Genomic DNA, 18,073 nt, shown 5'->3' with positions numbered 1-18,073 from the left:
CAATCATCGGGTCCAGGTCCATTGCCGTGTCTATGCACGATGGCGATGGGACGCGCCGACGCAGCTGTGGCAGATGGACCTGATCGCCAGCGTCTTCCTCGCCGATGGACGGGAGCGCAGGCTCGTCACCGGGATCGCGGGCCCGGCCTCCGATCGTGCCCCCACCCCACCCGGAACGCACACAGTGGCCTACCAGCGCTCGCCCCGGCAGGCCGCCATCTGACCAGGCCGGCGGGCACCAGCCCAGCACCAGCCCCAATCGCCGACCGAGTGGTCAGGCGGTCAGCACCTTGACGCCTGCCTCCGTCAGCCGATCCGTCATCTCCTTGGACACCTTGGCGTCTGTGACCAGGGTATCTATGCGCTCCAGTCCGCAGATGCGAGCGAAGGCGCGCTGGCCGAGTTTGGAGGAGTCGGTGACGACGACGACCCGGTGCGCCCGTTCCGCTAGGAGCCTGCTGACGCTGGCCTCGTCCTCATGGTGAGCCATGATCCCCATCTGCAGATCCACCCCGTCGACCCCGAGCATCACCACGTCGAGAACGACCTCGTTGAGCACTCCGGTCGTCAGCGGACCGACGAGTTCAAAGGTTTGCGGGCGTGCGACTCCGCCGGTGAGTACGAGCTTGATCTGGGGTCGCACGGCCAGTTCGGACGCGATGTTCAGCGCGTTGGTCACCACGGTCAGGGCGGGCCCGCTGCCATTGCCCTCCCGGCCGCCACTCATCCGCATCGCGAGCACGCGCGCAACCTCGGTCGTAGTCGTACCGCCGTTCAGGCCGACCACTTCGCTCTCGCCGATGAGAGCGGCGGCAGCGGCCGCGATGCGCTGTTTCTCCGGCGCGTGCCGGGAGGACTTGTAGCGCAGGGGCAGCTCGTAGGAGACCCCGTGGGCGACGGCACCGCCACGGGTGCGCACCAGCATCTGCTGCTCGGCCAGTTCGTCGAGGTCCCTGCGGATGGTTGCACCGGAGACAGCCAGGGCGGCAGCGGCCTCCTCCACGTCCAGTCGCCCCTGCGCGGCCAGCAGCTCCATCAGTGCGCTCCAGCGATCATGCTTGGCCATGGGCGGGCTCCTCGTCGGTGCGGGTTCGACTGCGCACTTCGATCGTACGGACACGGGGAGTCGCAGAAGGCCCTGGTTCGCCTGTAGCGATGGCCATATCCCCTTCCTTCGCCGCTCTCTTCTGCTCGAAAATCCCCATAAGCAATCAATTGTAAGCATTGACTTTGTGTGTCATCGTGCCGTACATGATCCCGTAGCGGGGGCTACCGCAGAAGAGCGTGCGCACAGATTCACCGCTGCCACGAAGGTGTGCATCCCGCGACATCCGGACGGATTGGCTCCGGGACATGCTGGACAGCCGCTGCTTCCTTGCGTGTAGGTGAAGGCTTCGGCTTGTTCTGTGAGGGCGAGCGTCGCCGCACACATCAAGCCTGCGGCTTTGCTTGGTCTTCACTCTGGCTCTCCGGGGCGTCGGCACGGGCTTGCGTGAGCCTGGTCCGTGCGGCCCCCAAGGCAAGGACGGACGGCAGGAGGAGGGCGCGCACGACCATGGCATCAAGCAGTACGGCGAGCGCCACTCCGATCCCCAGCATCTTGACGCTGGTGATGCGGGAACCTGCCACCGCGAGCATGCTCGCCGCCAGGATCACGGCCGCGGAGGAAATCGTTCCTCCTGTTGTCCGGACCGCTTCCTCCAGCGCTGCATAGGGATCGAGCCGCCGACGGCGCTCTTCGGCCAGGCGGGAGACGAGGAAGATCCCGTAGTCCATCGACAGACCGAAGGCAAGGACGCCCATGAGGACCGAGACCCCGATGTCCAGGGAACCGGTGGGTGTGAACCCGAGCGTCTGGGCCAGGCTTCCGTCCTGGAACCACCAGACCTGCGCGCCGAGCATGGCCGCAAGACTCAGAGCGTTGAGGAGTACTGCCTGAACTGTGAGCACGGGGCTCCGCGTCAGACGAAGAATGAGCAACAGGGTCATGGTCACGGCTGCGATTGCCGCGTACGGAAGTACCTCTCGTATGGAATCGCGCGTATCCAGGTTGATCGCCGCCACGCCGGTGACATGCCGGTCGGCCGGGGCCTCCACATCGCGCAGTCGGCGGACGAGGGTCTCCAGCTCGGCCGGTGGCGTCCGCGGTCGCGCGCTCACCGATATCCATGAGCTTCCGCCTGACGAGCGCGCGGGCTGCGGCGGACCGGTGAGCAGCCCGTGCGCATATCGCCCGGTGGGAGCGTCCACGGTGTACGCCGTGGTGAAGGTGGACAGACGACGCGCGTAGCCGGCGACAGCCCGCTGATCTGCGGAGGCCAGGATGATGTCCACGCTCTGCGTCGGAAAGACCGATGTGATGCGCTCTTCGGCGATGCGCGCCTGGGCTCGCGAGGGCAATTGCCTGACGTCACTCACGTCGAAGCGAGCATGCAGGAACGGGGCGCCGAACAGGACCAGGACGATGGTAGTGGTGGATGCGACCGCAAGAGCGTGCCGTGCCGTCCAGCGCACTGCCGTGACCCAGCCCTCCCCGCCGACGGACGGCACCGCATGGCGCGGACTGCGCGCCCTGGGCAAAGCGCCCACCGTGTCGATCCGCTGACCGAGTTGGACGAGCACCGGGGGAAGCAGCGTCACCGTGGCGAACGCGGCGAGCGTGACCGTGGCGATACCCGCGTATGCCATGGAGCGGAGGAAAGGCAGGGGGAACAGCAACAGCGTCGTCAGCGCACTGACGAGGATGGCCGCAGAGACGACGATGGTGTGGCCGGCTTGGCCCACGGAGGCGATGACGGCGTCGCGTTTCATTCCGTACGTCAGCACCTCTTCCCGATACCGGCGTACCAGGAGGAGACCGTAGTCGACTGCCAGACCGATGCCCAGGGCAGTGGTCAAGTTGAGCGCGAAGACAGAAACCGACGTGAAGGGAGCCAGTGCCCGTAGCAGAGCGTTGGCCCCTTCGACGGCGAACACGGCGATCAGGAGAGGCAAGGCAGCGGCGACCACGCTTCGGGAGACGAGCAGGAGAAGAGCGATCACGACGGGAAAGGCCATCAGCTCCGCAACGCCCAGGTCGTGCAGAATGGTGTCCTGAATCGCTTGCCCCACCGTGGCCGAGCCGCCCATCCGGACCTCCAAACGCCCGCGGACGGACTCCAGATCGCGCGACACCGCATCGAGGGTGCGAGGCAGACGAGCCGAGCTTTCATCGACGTGCGCAAGGATGAGCGCGTGGTGACCGTCGGCGGACATCAGATCAGGCCGGCGCTGGTCCCCGTAGGATGCGATGACCTGCACGCCTGGCTCGTGTATGAGCGCCTTGGTAAGCCTCCGCCCGTATAGGCGTGTTGTGGGGCTGTCGACTTTCCCCGGCGTGCTGACCAGCAGTGTCAGATTGGACTGCGCAGCGGGAAAGTGGGCACGCAGCAGGCGAGCTCCGATGCTCGAATCGGCCCGCGGATCGCCTTCCACATCGCCGTCCAAATGGCGACCGGCACCGTGGCCCACCAGAAGCGCGACGAGCGTGAGCAGTGTCCCGGCAATCAGCGTGATGCGCGCGTGTGCTGTGGTCACCTCCGCCCATTTCCCCAGCGCCGGGCGAACTTTCCGGCGACGTGCGAGTCCCACACCGACTCCTAACAAGTGACAACTGCCAACCGCTTCCCAGAGGTAACGAATCCCTTACGCATGACCGTCTCGCCTGCACGAACTCGACCGCGACGCCCTGCGAGGTCCCCTCGACAACGTCATGAGATTGAGGGACATACGGTGCCGCCGCCGTTGGGGGACGTACTGGTTACGCGGCACGGGCAAGACAGGAGGAGAGACATGCCGCTGGGCGCGCCAAGAGCACACGGCGGCCACGACGGCCGGCCGGCGGATTCGTGCCCGCAGCGGCCGTCCTCGGCCCACGAGTTGTTCCGGGGGACCCTGGCCGGTCATCGGTCCAGCGGTGGCTCTTGAGCGCGCTGGAACCTGCAGACGGTGCGGTGTCGACTTCGGCGGATAGAGGGGCTCTTCTGCGCGGCTCTCCATCGCCCTGACATGCGCTTCGCCCTGGAGTACGCGCTGCGGGGCGTTCAGTAGAAGAGTCAGTGGGAAGTCGGCGGCGATCGGCACCGGCTCCGATGACGGTCGGGGCGGACACATCTCGATCTCGGTCATGTCGTTACCGTTGGCTGCGTAGGGCATCGCGCAGGAACCAGGGGTCCGTGTCACAGGCAGGCACGTGGTGTTTGACGTCGTGGTAAGGCACGCCCGGCCACCACCCCAGGAGAATCCGAGGAAGGTGCGATCTGACGTACCCCTCCATGGTGAAACGTTTCTCCCAGTAGTGCGGGCCGCGGAGGCCGTCCAGCCGGCCGACAGGACCGCCATCACCCGTCGGCTGGAAGTGACGGAGAAGCGAATCGAGTACGTCGACACGCGCTTGCGGCACGTGGTGAAGGGCCAGCCCAGCGATGGCTGCCACGCTGGAAGGCGCCTCCGCCTCCACAATCGCGTGCCACAGCACCAGCTGCTGCCGTAGCGAGAGCTGCCGGAAGGCGGTCAGCCACCTTTGATCGTCGGTGACCGGCCACACCGCTCCACGTGCCACCCAGGCTTTGAAACCGGTCCCGCCCATGCACATCTCACTTCGCGTGAGATGCTGAACCGACATGTTGCGTACGCCGGTAAGCGTTTGGAGCCGTACACATCCCGCGTGTCGGGAAGTCTGAGCAGGTCTCGACGTCAGCTGACAGAACAGGGAGTGAAAGGCCTGCTCGGTCACTTGCGCGGCATGAGCGCTGTCCCCGAGGCAGCAGTATGCGTAGGAGAACGCCGCGGCGTAGTGCCGCCGGTAAAGATAGCGGAAGGCGATGAGCCTGCCGCCGCGCAGCCGAAAGATCAGCCGCGCATCGGGGCGCTGTGCACGGTGGGAAAGCGTCATTCGGCTCCTCCGGGCCAGAAAGATTGTCTGCCGTGTCGCCGGCGCGGCCTGTGGCTCACCTGGAGGGTGGGTCACTACCAGAGTGAACGGCCCGTACCCGTGCTCTGATCACGGATCAGGGAAAACTATCCGAACGTGACAAAAGAGAAGACACGCAAGCGTGGATCGTCAATCCTGGCAGTACGGTGACGCCACGGTTCTGACCGGCAATGCCGTCCAGAGCGTCTGGCGAGCGGAAGGGTGTGCCACGCAGTAGCTGACCGAGCAGCAAGTACCTGGACATGCGAGACCCGCTGACGGACGCTCCTTGGACGTGACGCACAGCTCCGTCCAGGCGGGCGCTCGTCACGTCAGACTGAATACTCCAGAGCTGCTGCCAAGCTCATCTTCGACCCGGACCCGCCGGTCCCGTCCACGTGGTGGTGGTGGTGCCATCCATGTCGTTGCAGGCGATCAGGTGAGTGCTGACGTATCGAGGGCAACCGCACCGAGCCCCGTCAGCAGCAACTCACCCGCCACCAACACCGACCAGCAATCCGCCCCGGACACACATCCCGACCCCCGGCCCACCAAGCAACGCAGCCCACCAGACAGCACCGGGACGCGGGTGCACAGTGGGCTGCCGATCAGTAGCTCCCCGGGATCCTGGTCGGTCATCGTCCGGTCAACGCAGAGGCAGCACCAGACGGGACTGATCGGTCTGCGGGGAGCTGAACGAGACGTCGCTGCCGAGCTGGGTGCTGTCGCCGTACGCGGGGTCTTTGGTGTCGAGGACGAGGGCCAGCCGGTGGCCCGTCGGCAGGTCGTAGGCCGTGGCGAAGAGCGCGACGTCGAGCGGGAAGGCCTGCCCCGGAGCACGGCCGGACCAGCTCTGTGGTGCGTGCGAGATGAGTTTACCCACGCCGAGTGCGTTCACGTCGTAGAGGTAGGCGAAGACGGTGCCCTGCGACGCGGAGGAGGTGACGGTGGTGTGCAGCCTGACCACACCGCGGATGCGCTGGAGGGACGGGTAGGGCGCCGACTGCCAGACGGCGGCCGCGAACCGGGGCAGCAGCGGAACCTCGACGATCGGCGGCAACGAGGCGGTCTGGTCGAGCACCCCGGACACTTCGGTGAACCCGGTGTCCGCCCCGGAATCGATGCCACCGGTGATCGAGGTGCGCCATCCGGTGTCGGCCGGACCATCCAGCGCACCGGTGCCGAAGACGTCCGCACGGCCGAGCGGCAGCGACCGGGTCCGCGAGCTCACAGCCTGCCAACCGGGATAGTCCTCCTCACCGCCGCCAGGCCTGACGTGCAGTTCCACTGGTGCGCCATGGGCACCCGAAGTGCCGCCGTTGCCCTTCAGTTGCTGGTCGAACCACTCACGCGCGTTCGCCCAGGTCTCGTTGTCCATGCCGAGGAATCCGGTCAGTTCCTGGGTGGCGTGGTCTCCGGGGCGCATGATCAGGCGCTTGGGGCCGGTCAGCTTCTGGTAGAAGCCTGTCATCTGGCTGGAGTTGAAGACGCTGTCGCTCCACGCGTTGGACACGAGGACCGCCGTACCGTGGGCGTTGATGCGATCCACGTACGTCCCGGGAGACCGTACCCTGGCCCAGTTGACGACGTCCGGCATGTCGCGGTTGGCGTAGAGGTCGGCCAGAGCCCGCGCGTACTCCGCGCCCGGACGGCCGGTCGGCACCTGTAGGGCGTTGAGCAGTGCCGCCGCCTGCAGGTGCCGGGTCTGGCCGCTGTAAAGGGAGTCGACCAGATCACCCCAGGCGCTCAACGCGGCCACCGCCTTGATCCGGGGATCGAAGGCGGCACCCAGCAAAGACATGCCCGCGCCCAGTGACAGGCCGAGCATGCCGATGCGCCGTGGGTCGGCCTCGGTGTGGGCGAGGGTCCAGTCGATGACGGAGGAGATGTCGGCGACGTCCGTGGGCCCGCCGACGTCTATCCGCCCGCCGGAGAGCCAGAATCCGCGCACCGTGTACGTGACCACCACATAGCCGTCAGCAGCCAGCTTGCTGCCCTGAGCGACGTACTCCAGGTCGCTCTGCCCCCACGAAGCGGGCTGCACGATCACGGGATAGCGACCGCGTGAGTCGGCACCAGGTGTTCCCGCGGCGGGTGTCAGGACGTCGGCCTTGAGGACGACACCGTCCTTCATGGGAATGTCGGCCAGGCGGAAGGAAGGCCTGGCTGCGACGGCGGCCGCCGAACGCGCAGGAGGCGTTGTGGCTGAGGCGGGAGCCGTGCCGATGCTCGCGCACAGAGCGACGGAGGTCACCGCCGCAGCGCCCGCCAGCCAGCCCCGGACCCGGACCCGGTGCGTACGGAAGCGGCCGGAACGCGTCATCGATGTCCCCATCAGGATCGGATCGGACCGTGATGCCCCGTCGGCATCCATCCGGTGTGGTGATCGGAGCCTAAAGTGACTCAAGTGGTTGCGAGGAGTGCCTGATCAGCCAAATCTACTGGCCGGTAGCCACCGCTGCCGAAACGAGAACGCACACCCACCCGGCCACCGCCTCTGGCTCCGGATCCAGCCCGCCAGCGACGAAGAGAAGCCGGAGGTCCGCCGCACTCAGTCCGACAGATGGGCGCTCAACTACTCCCCCGCCAAGCAGTACTGCCAGCGCGAAGGACACCTGCAAGTGCCGATGAAACGCATCGAGCGGATCGTCGGCAAGGACCGGGAGGAGTGGCAGCTCCGGCTCGGGACATGGATCGGCAACCAACGCCGCAGGGTTGCAACACCGTCCCGGAGCGGGTCGGGCAACTGCCCGCCGTCGGCATGCGGTGAGCACAGCCGCCGGGCCGGCCGGCCCGAGGTGTCCGCCAGTGCGGCGGGCACCTTCAGGAGGGTGTGCCGCCCAGGACTTCCACCTTGCCGGTGTCGAGTGAGTAGTACGCGCCGACTACCGCCAAAGAGCCCTTGCGCACCAGTGGGGCAAGGTCCTCGTTGGAGCGAAGTGCGCCGGCGGTCAGCTTGACCTGGGTCCTCGTCATCGTCTCGACCGGGTCGGCGCCGCCTTCCCGCACCGCCTGCTCGTACGCCGGCCGCAGCGCCTTGACGATCGCCTGCAGGTTGCCAGGCAGGGGTTTACCGTCATGCAGGGCCTCGTACGCCGCCTTGACGGCGCCGCAGCGTTGATGCCCGAGGACGACGACGAGCGGGGTGCCGCTCGTCATGGGGCCGTACTCGACAGAGCCGGTGACCACCGGACCGACCGCCTGGCCGCCCGTGCGCATCACGTAGAGGTCGCCCAGTCCGGTGTCGAAGAGAAGTTCCGGCGGCACCCGGGAATCGATGCACGACAGAACCGCCCCGAAGGGCTCCTGTTGCTGAGCCACGAGCTGACGCCGGTTCGGATCCCGGTCGGGATGCTGGAGGTTTCCGCTCACCCAGCGTCCATTGCCATCCATCAGTCTCGCGAACGCGGCGGCGGGGGTGGTCGGGCGCGGAGAGGGCGAGGGCGAACTGCTGGTCGCCGACGTGGCGGCGCTCGTCGCTGAGCACCCCGCAAGGGCGGCCGTGGCGCCCGCGAGTGAGCCGGCGAGCAGGGCTCTACGGTCCAAACGCCCACCTGCACCCATCGGTCGGTCCCCTCTGCGCCGTACGAACCCGTGCCTGCCTACAGATCAGGGCGATTGTTCAGCGTGGTGGGACGGTCTGGCGGCAGACACAAGCGGGCGCGGGTTCTTTCCCCCCGACGGCCCACAGAAACGGGCTCACACGCCTGTGCCCACCGTACCGGCGCCGGCGCCAGGGACAGTGGGGATCCCACCCCGCTTGCGGGCTTGGCCACAGGCGAACTCGACCTGGTGCTCGGAGACGGGTCTCCCCGATGACGCCCTGCTCGACGAGGCAACAGTCTCCACCCGCAAGGCCGCCCCAAGGGACTCACTCACGCCTACGGCGCGCACAGGGCCCTCCTGCGCCTCCGGGCCGTGGGCGGGGTGTCCGCGGCGGACGAGGCGATGTCGGACCTGGCGCCGTCCTGACGCTGCGCGCAGGGGGCGAAAGCTCTGGAATGAGGGCGCGGAGCACGGAGAGCAAGGGATCGGTCGCACTCGTGACCGGAGCGAATCGGGGATTCGAGCCGGGGTTCACTCGCGCTCTGCCGGCCCGGGGTGCCGCCAAGGTGTATGCGAGTGTCCGCCGCCCCGAGGACTTCACCGAGCCTGGGGCGGAAGCCGTGCGCCTCGACGCTCACCGACCCCGATCAGACCGCGGCCGCTGCAGCAAGAGCGTCGTCGGCGTGCATGTGGGCTACGCCGAGGCCCACTCCGACGCCCACTCCGACGCCGACGCCGACGCGACCGTAACGGTCGACGCTCCTAAGGTGGAAGCTGTGGAAGTGGTCGCGAAGACGATGGACGCGATCAGTCACGACGAGCCGGAGGTGTCCGACGACGAGACCGCTCGCCAGGTGCGCGCGGCGCTGTCGGGCCCGCAGGAGCTGCTCTACCCGACCGCGTGAGGGCGCGCGGGAGAGCGCGAGGACCGGCTGCGTCCGAGAGTAACCGTGAGGTGGGCGGATGAGCACGGACAGTGACTTCGATGTCGTGGTTCTCGGAGCCGGCCCCGGCGGATATGTGGCCGCCATCCGCTGCGCACAGCTCGGGCTCCACACGGCCATCGTGGAGGGCCGGTTCTGGGGCGGTGTCTGTCTGAACATCGGCTGCATCCCGGCGAAGGCGCTGCTGCGCAACGCCGAGGTCGCGCAGTTGTTCCTGCACGACGCGGAGAAGTTCGGGGTGAAGATCAGCGGGGACGTCACCCTGGACTACCGGGCCGCGTACGAGCGGAGCCGGATGGTCGCCGAGGGGCGCTCGAAGGGCGTCACCTACCTCATGCGCAAGAACAAGATCACGCAATTCGAGGGCCAGGGAACCTTCCTCGATCCGCACACGCTCCAGGTGCGGATGAGCGACAGCGAAGCGACCCTGTCGTTCCGTTCCTGCATCATCGCGACCGGTGCGACCGTGAAGCTGCTGCCCGGTACGGCGCTGGGCAAGCGCGTGGTCACCTACGAGGAGCAGATCCTCGCCGACAGCCTCCCGGCCAGCCTGATCATCGCAGGCGCCGGCGCCATAGGCGTCGAGTTCGCCACCCTGCTCAGCTCCTACGGCGTGGAGGTCACGCTCGTCGAATTCCTCGACCGCATCGTGCCGCTGGAGGACGAGGAGGTCTCTGCCGAGCTCGCCAAACGCTTCAAGCGCCAGGGCATCCGTGTACTGCCCTCCACAGGCGTGCAGTCCATCGAGGAAGCCGAGGACCAGGTCCGCGTGCTGGTCGAACAGGGCGGCCGGCAGCAGGTCCTGGAGGCGGAGAAGGTGCTGCAGGCCACCGGCTTCCAGCCGCGTACCCATGGCTACGGCCTCTCCAGCACCGGCGTACGGCTCACCGACCGCGGAGCCATCGACGTCGACGGACACTGCCGCACCAGCCAGCCGCACATCTACGCGATCGGCGACGTCACGGCGAAGCTGATGCTGGCTCACACCGCCGAGGCGATGGGTGTCGTGGCCGCCGAGAGCATCGCCGGCGCCGAGACCATGGAACTCGACTACCGCATGATCCCGCGCGCCACGTTCTGTCAGCCCCAGATCGCCAGCTTCGGCTGGACCGAAGCCGAGGCACGCGCCCAGGGCTTCGACGTCCGCGTGGCGAAGTTCCCCTTCACGGCCAACGCCAAGGCACACGGCTTCGGCGACACCGCCGGGTTCGTGAAGCTGGTCGGTGACGGCCGCTACGGCGAACTACTCGGCGCCCATCTGATCGGCCCGGATGTCACCGAGCTGCTCCCGGAGCTGACCCTGGCACAGAAGTGGGATCTGACGGTGAACGAACTCATCAGGAACGTCCACGCCCATCCGACGCTGAGCGAGGCGGTGCAGGACGCCCTGCACGGACTCGCGGGACACATGATCAACCTCTGACGAAGGGCACCCCTACGTGCCACTGCGGTGGAACTACGGATGACGGCTGGTCCCCCGGCAGCACATCCTGCTCGTGCTGCGCTCGCGGTCACACCCGCCGGCGGCAACCGCAGCGACGTCACCCAGCTCGTCCCGGTGCCGCACCACTCCCGCCACCTGCGGATCCGATGCGGGGTGCGCGGGACCTCGGACCGTTGATGGCACTCGCGGTGCGGCTGCGAGAACTCGGCGCGGGGGTAGGGGTGTACACCGCCGCCGAACGAGGAGTTCGCGGTGGCCTCACGATCGGAGACAGCGAGGCGCTGGCCGACCCCCGCCCCGCGCCTATCCTGGGCTGTGGGGGATCACGATGATGAACCCGCTCACCGTGATCTGCTTCGCGGCTCTGGTCCTGGGCCGGCTCCCAGCCACCTGCAGCGCGGTGGGTTCGTCCACGCAGCGTTCGCCGCGTCCGCCAAGGCTGGTATCCCCATCAGACCTTCTCCTCTCGCCCGGCAGGGGCTGTGTACGCGGATGCGGAGATGGCTGTCGCCGGGTGAATGGACTCGACATCCTGGAGTCGTGGACGACTCCCCGCTGGACCGGCTGTAGACAGCCACGAGCCGAGTGGCTCACCCGATCAGGTCTCTCACAAGCCGATCAGGCGAACGGGGCGGCCCAGGCGGACCGGGACGCCTGGTGAGTACAGGACGCTGACCGGGGCGGTGCTCGGCGCGGGCACACCGGCCGCGGTGAGCAGATTCTCCTCGCAGGTGATGAGCTCGGCACGGTGGAGAGGCCAGCGCGGATGGTGGTTGGGCAGGTACGCGGCCCCGCTCGCGAGGGGGTTGTGCATGCCCCAGCGGGCGGTGAGAAAGTGCTCCAACTCGGTTGGTTCGTCAATGCGTTCACCTGTGCGTACGGTGACGCGACTGTAGGCGCCGCGTCCGCCCGGCCAGCGGCGCGAACTGGTATAGGTGACGGTGTCGTCGGCGGCGCGCACACCCATACGGGACCACAGGTAGGGAAGGTGGAAGCCGATGCGTCCCATCACCACGGGGATCAGGCGCGCGGCGTCCATCGAGCGGAAGACGACACCGCGGCGGCCGTGCGTGTCCACCGAGTACAGGCGGACGTTGGTCTCCGGGAACGAGCCGAGGTAGGGCACCCCGGGCAGCCGGAACCAGCCGACCTTGTGCATGCGGAAGGCGACCAGCCCGACGTAGGTGGTTCCCTCGTGGATGTCGGGCACGGTCCCGGTCGGCAACAGGTGTGCCACCGTGGCCGGTTCGACGGCCCAGTGGATGAACGTCAAATCCAGCCACTGCTGGGTGAGCAGCGGGAAGCGTATGCCGACGGGAGCGTCCGGGGAGACAGTCATGTCAGGGGAGCGAGGACCGTCGGGAGTGGGCTTCCGCATCACTTGAGCATGACAGGCGACTGGCCGCCACCGGTAGGCCGATCCTATGAGGCTTGAGACTCAGGCGTTCCCGGGGTGGTCTGGGGATAGGTGTTCGGCCGGTCGTACGGCGGCGGCATCGGCAGAGACACAGGCGTCCGGCTGAGGCTGGTCGTGGTCACGGATGCCGCCCCTGTGGGGCCGCGGCTGTGCCTGCGGCGCTGTGAACCGTTGATGCCGATACTGAAGGCGACGGTGGTGTACTGCTCTCGGCCGATGAGGCTGTGGTGCCCACCCTGGACGGGCAGGAGGATACTCTGCCGGGGCACCTCCTGGGGCGCTTCCTCTCAACTGCAGCCATTACCTTGGGAATTACGTGATCGTCCTGAGGAGGCCTTGTCGTCTGCGCCCGAGGGTCCGCGACCTGCGTGCGGACCGGCCAGGGGCTGGGGAGCCCAGGGAGTGGCTCCCCAGCCCGCAGATCGTGAGGTCAGCGCGCGGGCAGTGCGGGGGTGTGCTCGGCGCGTACGGCGTCCAGGGTCCGCGGGTCGAGGCCGAGGAGCCGCAGGATGGTCGGGGCGATCTGGGTGGTCTCGACCGGGGCGGCGACCCGGACGTCGTGCGGGGTGACGGCGCCGGAGACGACGAGCGGAACGTCGAGGTCGTCGGCGTGGGCGCCGCCGTGCTCGGCAATCTTCTTCTTGCCGCCGGTGTAGACGACGCCGTACTGGCTGATGCCGAACAGGTCGGGCACCCGGGAGTCACCCGGCCGCACGTGGAAGTACCGGGCGGCGTCCGCGCCCGCGTACAGGGTCTTCAAGCCGCTCGCCATGAAGGGCTTCGCGTTGCCGTCGATGCCGTTGCCGGTGCCGGACTGGGCAAGCAGGTACGCCTTGGCGAAGTCGGTGGCGGCCTTCGATCGGTCGGTGAGCCAGATCAGCATGGCGTCGTCGTCCACGGCGTGCGCGACCAGGTCGCCGGAGCCCGGGTGGGCCTTCTTCCATGCGGCGTTGAGGCCGTCCAGGAGGGGGCCGTCGTCGATGCGGGTCAGCGCCTTGGGATCGGTCGGCGACTGACCGTGCTTGGCGGACAGGACGACCGTGGTGCTGCCGTCCAGGTGCCGCTTGCGGAGTTCGGCGACGAACGCACCGACCTCCCTGTCGACGAAGGCAAGGTTCTTCTCCAGCAGCGGGCCGGGCACGCCCTTCGCCTTGTAGCCGCCGGCCAGCCCGTCGGAGGCGGGCAGCTTCTGGGCAGTCGACACGGACTGGAAGTTCATGCCGAATACCGCCGGGGTGCCGACCTTGTGGGTGCCGCTGTGGTCGTAGCCGTCGATCTCGTTGAGCACGGCCTGCACCTTGTAGCCGTCGTACTGCTCGGTCGCCGCGTTGTCCTTGGTCCAGTCGTCGCCCGCGGGGTAGCCGATGGCGGTGCTGTTGATCTCCGGGGCGAACAGGTCCTGGATGCCGTTGCCCGAGGGACCGTTGAGGATGTCGTAGGCCACGTGCTTGTCGGACCACGCGGTCCGCAGTCCGGCCTTACGGGCCACGTCGAAGACCGTGTTGACCCGCAGGTATGCGTGCGGGGAGACCGGCGCGCAGGACTTCGGGTCGACCGGCAGCTTCGTCGGATCGATGAGGCTTGCGGGGTGACCGGTCATCTTCAGGATGCTGCCGGGCAGCCCGGTCAGGCCCTGGCCGGCGTCGATGGAGTCCTTGTTCTTGTCGAGGTCCTCGGTGAGGTCGACCTCGGCGCCGGACTTGGCGCCCGCGCACTTGGTGGTGCCGGCCGGGAGCAGGGCGGCGTCGTAGCCGTCGTCGTAGTAGACGCCCGTGGTGCCCGGGTTGCCGCCGGTGAGCTGGCCGACCATGCCGGGGAACGAGTCGGAGGGGATGGTGGTTCTCGCGTGTGTGTACTCCACGCCGCCGTCGGCGAGCCGGGCGAGTGCCGACTGCGGGTGGCGGGCGATGTACCAGGCCAGGTCGGACTGGTGCAGGCCGTCCACCGACAGCAGCAGGACGTGCCGGGCGGCCGGGTGTCCGGGCGTGTGCGCCGAGGCGGGCTCGATGGCCGTGGCGGTGAGCGCGCCGGCGGCGGCGAGCGCGGCGGCCGCCGCGGTGACCGTACGGGCCGTACGGGCCGAACGTCGCAACAAGGGTTCTCCTCAGGCAGTGCGGGAGGGGGCGGCATGTGGTGCGTGCGGGGACATCCGAAGGGCCGAACGTGTACGGAAGCGGACTTCCGTGCCGTGTTCTGACCAAGAAAGTCACGTGGACACGCAAAGCCGCGCGCCAGGTGCCCACGGCCCGCGGTGTTGTAGCCCGCAGTGTCGTAGCCCGCGCAAGGTGCGCCCGCACCGAGCTGACCGGCCATGCTCCCGGCTCCTGCCAGGCGAGCACCGCTCCCATCACGGTGATCCGTCCGTCCGGCTCGCCATACCGGCCCCTCGGGGCGTAGGCGGTTCCGCCGTAGTTGCCGTTGGCCATGCAGGCCTTGCCCTTCGAGGGCAGCTGCAGGCGGATATCTACGGCTTCCGTGGAAGCGCACCACCCTCGTGCAGCGGCCGGAACAGCGCCGTCGCAATGCCCGGCCCCACGGGAACGGACCAGATCGACAGGCTACGGCGGTTTTGGTGAAGCCACCGGTGCTGACATAGGTGGGAGGGAAGGACACATCAGGGTCGTCCCGTCCGCGACCTCGGGAGCGGGGAGCCGACAGCGCCGAAGCCTGTCTCCGCCCTCGTGTGCGCTGCCGCCAAGGGGCCGATGACCGCGGCAACCCACTCCCTGGGCGGTTCGCTGGAGACGGTAACGTCGACTCGTCAAACAGGCGAGGGTGGTCAGGATGGAGATGCGGTCGGCCCGCGGCCACCGGCGTCGCGAGCGGAGCAATGGCGACGCAAGGTTCAAGCGCCGCCGCGAGCATGGCAGTTGGCGGCTTGCCGCAGACGGCCTGGACCACGACACGGCATTGGCGGTTCTGCACGAGCGACGCCCGTCGGTCGGTGCCTGGCCGGGCTGCCGTGTCGGATCAGACGGCTCGATCGCGTTGAACGTGCCAAGTCGCAACCAGAATGCCAAGTTTCGTGGTCGGCTGCATCAGGTGCCAGATCCGGACGGGGACGACGGTGTGCTGCTGGTCTCCGGAGTGATGCTGGAGACCATGTCCGCGGTCATGCTTCCGCTGTCGTTTGGCTTCGTCACGCTGCTGATGCTCGGCATCCTCATCGCCGGGGCGCTGACCCTCACCATCGCGCCGCTGGTCATCGGCCTGGTAGGGGCGCCGCTGATGGGAGCGATGGCCGTGGGCTTCAGACACACCCGCGGCCAGGCGTACGACCTCGATGCACAACGGCTCTACCGCAACCTGCACACGCTGCTGGAGCCGCTCCGCCCGGAGCCACTGGGAGAGTCTCCGCAGCTACGCCAGGCCTGACGTGCGTCTCAGCGGCACCTGGTAGCTCATGCAGGGCGACAGCCAGATCGGCGGCTGCGACAGTGCGCCTGTCCCCTGGCGGGTCCCGGGAGACCGGATGCGCAACCGGGACCGCTGGCCCCGGCAGTCGGGCGGCGGAGCCGCAGTACCCTATGCAGCCCCAACACGGCAGTGCCCGATGCCAAGTTGGGGGATGCGCGAACCGCGCCACAAACACCACCACCTCGACGGCCAGGACGGACGGACTTCGAGCGGGGCCCGGTAGTCCCCGGGTCGCGCCCAGCCAACCGGAGGAACTGTCGGGCGCTCTCCCCCGGCGTCCCGCCAGGCGGGGACGACGTGGCAGGCCGGCCGGCGTAAAGGCTTCAAGGGCGCAGAGCACGCTGCCCATGGACGCCTGCGCCGGCTGGCCGCGCTGTTCGGCATCTCGAAGTGTGCGGCCGACCCCATCATCGAACAGCACCACTGCCGCCCGGTCGGCGAGCGTGACAACGACTGACCGGGCACGCAACCTCGGCAGTGGCACGGCGCGTTACGATGCCCGGCGGTGCACCATGCCATGGTCGTATCTCCGGTGATCGACACAACCCGCGTCCCCCACGGAACGCCTGCCATGCCGCACGGAGCGCACCCGCGGGCGAGGATCTGCCCGGCAGGGCTCAGGTCTCCGGTCGGGAGCGACCAGGTCTGCGGCCGGGAGGGCGCACATCGCCTCCCGGCCGCAGGGTTGTTCGTGGCGGCAGGCGGTGTCCTGCCGCCGGGCGGTTACCGGTCGTTCAGCGCGCCGGTTCTGGGGTCGTCGTGCTGAATGCGTGGTGGGCGGTGCGGCGCCATCGGTTGGCGGGGAGTGCGGGTCGTAGTGCGGCGTAGGCGCTGCAGTACTTGGTGAAGACGGCGGGGCGTATCCCGTGGGTGTGCAACAGGCGGTCCGCCTCGGTGAGATGCCCGGTGGTCTTGGTCTCGACGAGGACGAGGTCGTCCGTGCACCGCACGGTGCGTCCGGTGCGCAGGTCGTCGCAGAGCAGTGCCGCGTCGCAGGTGATGCGTTCGCCGTCGGCCACGAAGGTGGCGCGTGTGTAGTCGGTGCTCAGGGATGGTTCGAGGGCGGCGGGGGCGGTGATGCCGTAGGCGGTGTGCAGGGTGTCGGTGAGGAAGGCTCGGCTGTCGGGGTCGAGGGGGGTGGCGGCTGGGGTCAGGGGGCGGCGGTGTTTGACGGTGTTGCCGCGCGGGCCTTTGAGTTTGATCTCGAACTGCCGCTCGCCGGTGTCCTCGTAGAGCCGTTCGCGGATCTTGAAGCGGAGCCGGCGGCCCTGGCGGTGGTCGTGGAAGGAGCGGAGGTCGGGGGTGTCGTAGTAGACGGAGTGGTAGCGGAAGGCGCGGCGGCCGTTGATGGTGAGGGCGCGGTAGGGGCCGCCGGGCCGGTGCGGGTCGGTGAGCCGGCCGATGACGTGCAGGAAGGTGGGTGCGGGTACGAGGTAGCTGTGGTCGAAGCGGGCGAGGAGGGAGGCGCGTTCGTTGAGCTCGTCGAGTGAGATGGGGGCGGCACTGTGGGCGGCGTCGGCGATGGCGCGGACCGCGGTGGCGCAGCGGGCCGGTGCGGTGGTCACGCGGCCTCCCAGGCGGGCGTGGTCCGGGGGCTGGGTGCGGCGGCGCGCGCCGCGCCCCGGCCGGCCGGGGCCGTTACGGGCTCGCGGTAGCGGACGTCGACGACGGTGAGGTCCCGGACGTAGTCGACTTCCATGACCGTCCAGTGGAGGGGCTGGCCCAGGCGTCGTACCAGGTCGGCGCGGAGCGCGGCGGGGTTCTGGTGGACGGTGTCGAGGGTGACGACGGCGCGTCGGGTGCCGGCCAGGAGGCGGGGGCTGTCGGCCGCCCAGACGACGAGGAGCAGGGCGGCGCACAGTCCGGCGGTGAGTGCGAACGGCAGCCTCGGCAGTCCGCAGAGCAGGCCCAGGACCAGGGTCGTGAAGTAGTAGGCGACCTCCTCGTGCTGCACGGCGTCGGAGCGGAGTCTGACGATCGAGAGCACGCCGAACAGACCGAAGCCCAGAGCCGCGCCCCCGCTGCCGCGCACCTCGGCGAGGGCGGTGACGACCGTGAAGAGGCCGGTGTTCAGGGCCAGATAGGCCGGCACGAGGTCGCGCCGGCGGTGGCGCGGATAGTAGATGGCGAAGGTCAGCAGGCCGACGGCGGCGAGGTCGAGCCCGAGGTGGGCGGCGAGATGCCGTAACGACTCCATGACTGCACTCCCTGTGGGAACGGAGGCCGGAAGGCCCCGAAGAACCGGAACGAGAGACAGACGATAGGCAAACGCATGGCGAACATGCATTCGCTTGTGGAGAAACGATGCGCCTCCTTGATGACCCCCGGCCCGAACTGACCGGAAGCACACTTCT

The 18,073-nt window shown here is 68.5% G+C and carries 13 protein-coding genes and 2 pseudogenes; 6 read left to right on the top strand and 9 right to left on the bottom strand.

Annotated elements, in window-relative coordinates; all coding sequences use genetic code 11:
• Positions 1-73 precede the first annotated feature (73 nt).
• Complete coding sequence (locus AB5L52_RS43870) at positions 74-223, top strand: hypothetical protein (protein ID WP_369368614.1); 150 nt, start codon at positions 74-76, stop codon at positions 221-223.
• Positions 224-274: 51 nt separating this feature from the next.
• Here AB5L52_RS43870 and AB5L52_RS43865 read toward each other — a convergent pair whose 3' ends face one another.
• The 4 genes from AB5L52_RS43865 to AB5L52_RS43850 all read right to left on the bottom strand — a co-directional run bounded on the left by AB5L52_RS43865 (position 275) and on the right by AB5L52_RS43850 (position 7,274).
• Positions 275-1,066 carry a DeoR/GlpR family DNA-binding transcription regulator gene (locus AB5L52_RS43865; protein ID WP_351033228.1) on the bottom strand — a complete coding sequence of 264 codons (792 nt, stop codon included), beginning with the start codon at positions 1,064-1,066 and terminating at the stop codon, positions 275-277.
• 365 nt (positions 1,067-1,431) lie between these two features.
• Entirely contained in the window at positions 1,432-3,576 is a 2,145-nt protein-coding gene (locus AB5L52_RS43860) for an MMPL family transporter (RefSeq protein ID WP_369368613.1), read from the bottom strand.
• Positions 3,577-4,171: 595 nt separating this feature from the next.
• Positions 4,172-4,933 carry a hypothetical protein gene (locus tag AB5L52_RS43855; RefSeq protein WP_369368611.1) on the bottom strand — a complete coding sequence of 254 codons (762 nt, stop codon included), beginning with the start codon at positions 4,931-4,933 and terminating at the stop codon, positions 4,172-4,174.
• Between the two features lie 664 nt (positions 4,934-5,597).
• A complete protein-coding gene (locus tag AB5L52_RS43850) occupies positions 5,598-7,274 on the bottom strand; it encodes a CocE/NonD family hydrolase (RefSeq protein WP_369368610.1) in 1,677 nt (558 codons plus the stop codon).
• Positions 7,275-7,371: 97 nt separating this feature from the next.
• Here AB5L52_RS43850 and AB5L52_RS43845 point away from each other — a divergent pair.
• Positions 7,372-7,608 (top strand): annotated as a pseudogene (locus tag AB5L52_RS43845) (hypothetical protein); the annotation flags it as partial.
• Between the two features lie 166 nt (positions 7,609-7,774).
• Here the strand turns inward: AB5L52_RS43845 and AB5L52_RS43840 are convergent.
• Complete coding sequence (locus AB5L52_RS43840; RefSeq protein ID WP_369368609.1) at positions 7,775-8,323, bottom strand: carbonic anhydrase; 549 nt, start codon at positions 8,321-8,323, stop codon at positions 7,775-7,777.
• 671 nt (positions 8,324-8,994) lie between these two features.
• On the opposite strand from AB5L52_RS43840, the gene AB5L52_RS43835 reads away from it, so the two are divergent.
• The 3 genes and pseudogenes from AB5L52_RS43835 to AB5L52_RS43825 all read left to right on the top strand — a co-directional run.
• Positions 8,995-9,402 (top strand): hypothetical protein, encoded by a 408-nt coding sequence (locus AB5L52_RS43835; RefSeq protein ID WP_369368608.1) that lies wholly within the window; start codon positions 8,995-8,997, stop codon positions 9,400-9,402.
• Positions 9,403-9,460: 58 nt separating this feature from the next.
• Complete coding sequence (lpdA, locus tag AB5L52_RS43830; RefSeq protein WP_369368607.1) at positions 9,461-10,864, top strand: dihydrolipoyl dehydrogenase; 1,404 nt, start codon at positions 9,461-9,463, stop codon at positions 10,862-10,864.
• A gap of 313 nt (positions 10,865-11,177) precedes the next feature.
• A pseudogene (locus tag AB5L52_RS43825) lies at positions 11,178-11,320 on the top strand (lysine transporter LysE); the annotation flags it as partial.
• A 172-nt stretch (positions 11,321-11,492) separates the two neighbouring features.
• Here the strand turns inward: AB5L52_RS43825 and AB5L52_RS43820 are convergent.
• Positions 11,493-12,224, bottom strand: a complete 732-nt coding sequence (locus tag AB5L52_RS43820) for a YqjF family protein (RefSeq protein WP_369368606.1) — start codon at positions 12,222-12,224, stop codon at positions 11,493-11,495.
• Between the two features lie 508 nt (positions 12,225-12,732).
• The gene (locus AB5L52_RS43815; RefSeq protein WP_369368605.1) at positions 12,733-14,397 is read right to left on the bottom strand and encodes an alkaline phosphatase family protein; all 1,665 of its coding nucleotides are present in this window, start codon (positions 14,395-14,397) and stop codon (positions 12,733-12,735) included.
• A 689-nt stretch (positions 14,398-15,086) separates the two neighbouring features.
• Between AB5L52_RS43815 and AB5L52_RS43810 the strand changes: the two genes are divergently transcribed.
• Complete coding sequence (locus tag AB5L52_RS43810) at positions 15,087-15,677, top strand: hypothetical protein (RefSeq protein ID WP_369368604.1); 591 nt, start codon at positions 15,087-15,089, stop codon at positions 15,675-15,677.
• Positions 15,678-16,453: 776 nt separating this feature from the next.
• Here AB5L52_RS43810 and AB5L52_RS43805 read toward each other — a convergent pair.
• A complete protein-coding gene (locus AB5L52_RS43805; RefSeq protein WP_369368603.1) occupies positions 16,454-17,284 on the bottom strand; it encodes a polyphosphate polymerase domain-containing protein in 831 nt (276 codons plus the stop codon).
• Positions 17,281-17,916: a DUF4956 domain-containing protein gene (locus tag AB5L52_RS43800; protein ID WP_369368602.1), complete on the bottom strand. Its 636-nt coding sequence runs from the start codon at positions 17,914-17,916 to the stop codon at positions 17,281-17,283. The genes AB5L52_RS43805 and AB5L52_RS43800 overlap by 4 nt, the downstream gene beginning before the upstream one ends.
• Between the last annotated feature and the right edge of the window lie 157 nt (positions 17,917-18,073).

This window comes from Streptomyces sp. CG4, from assembly GCF_041080655.1.
Taxonomy (GTDB): Bacteria; Actinomycetota; Actinomycetes; order Streptomycetales; family Streptomycetaceae; genus Streptomyces.
This window is presented reverse-complemented; position numbering and strand designations above follow the sequence as displayed.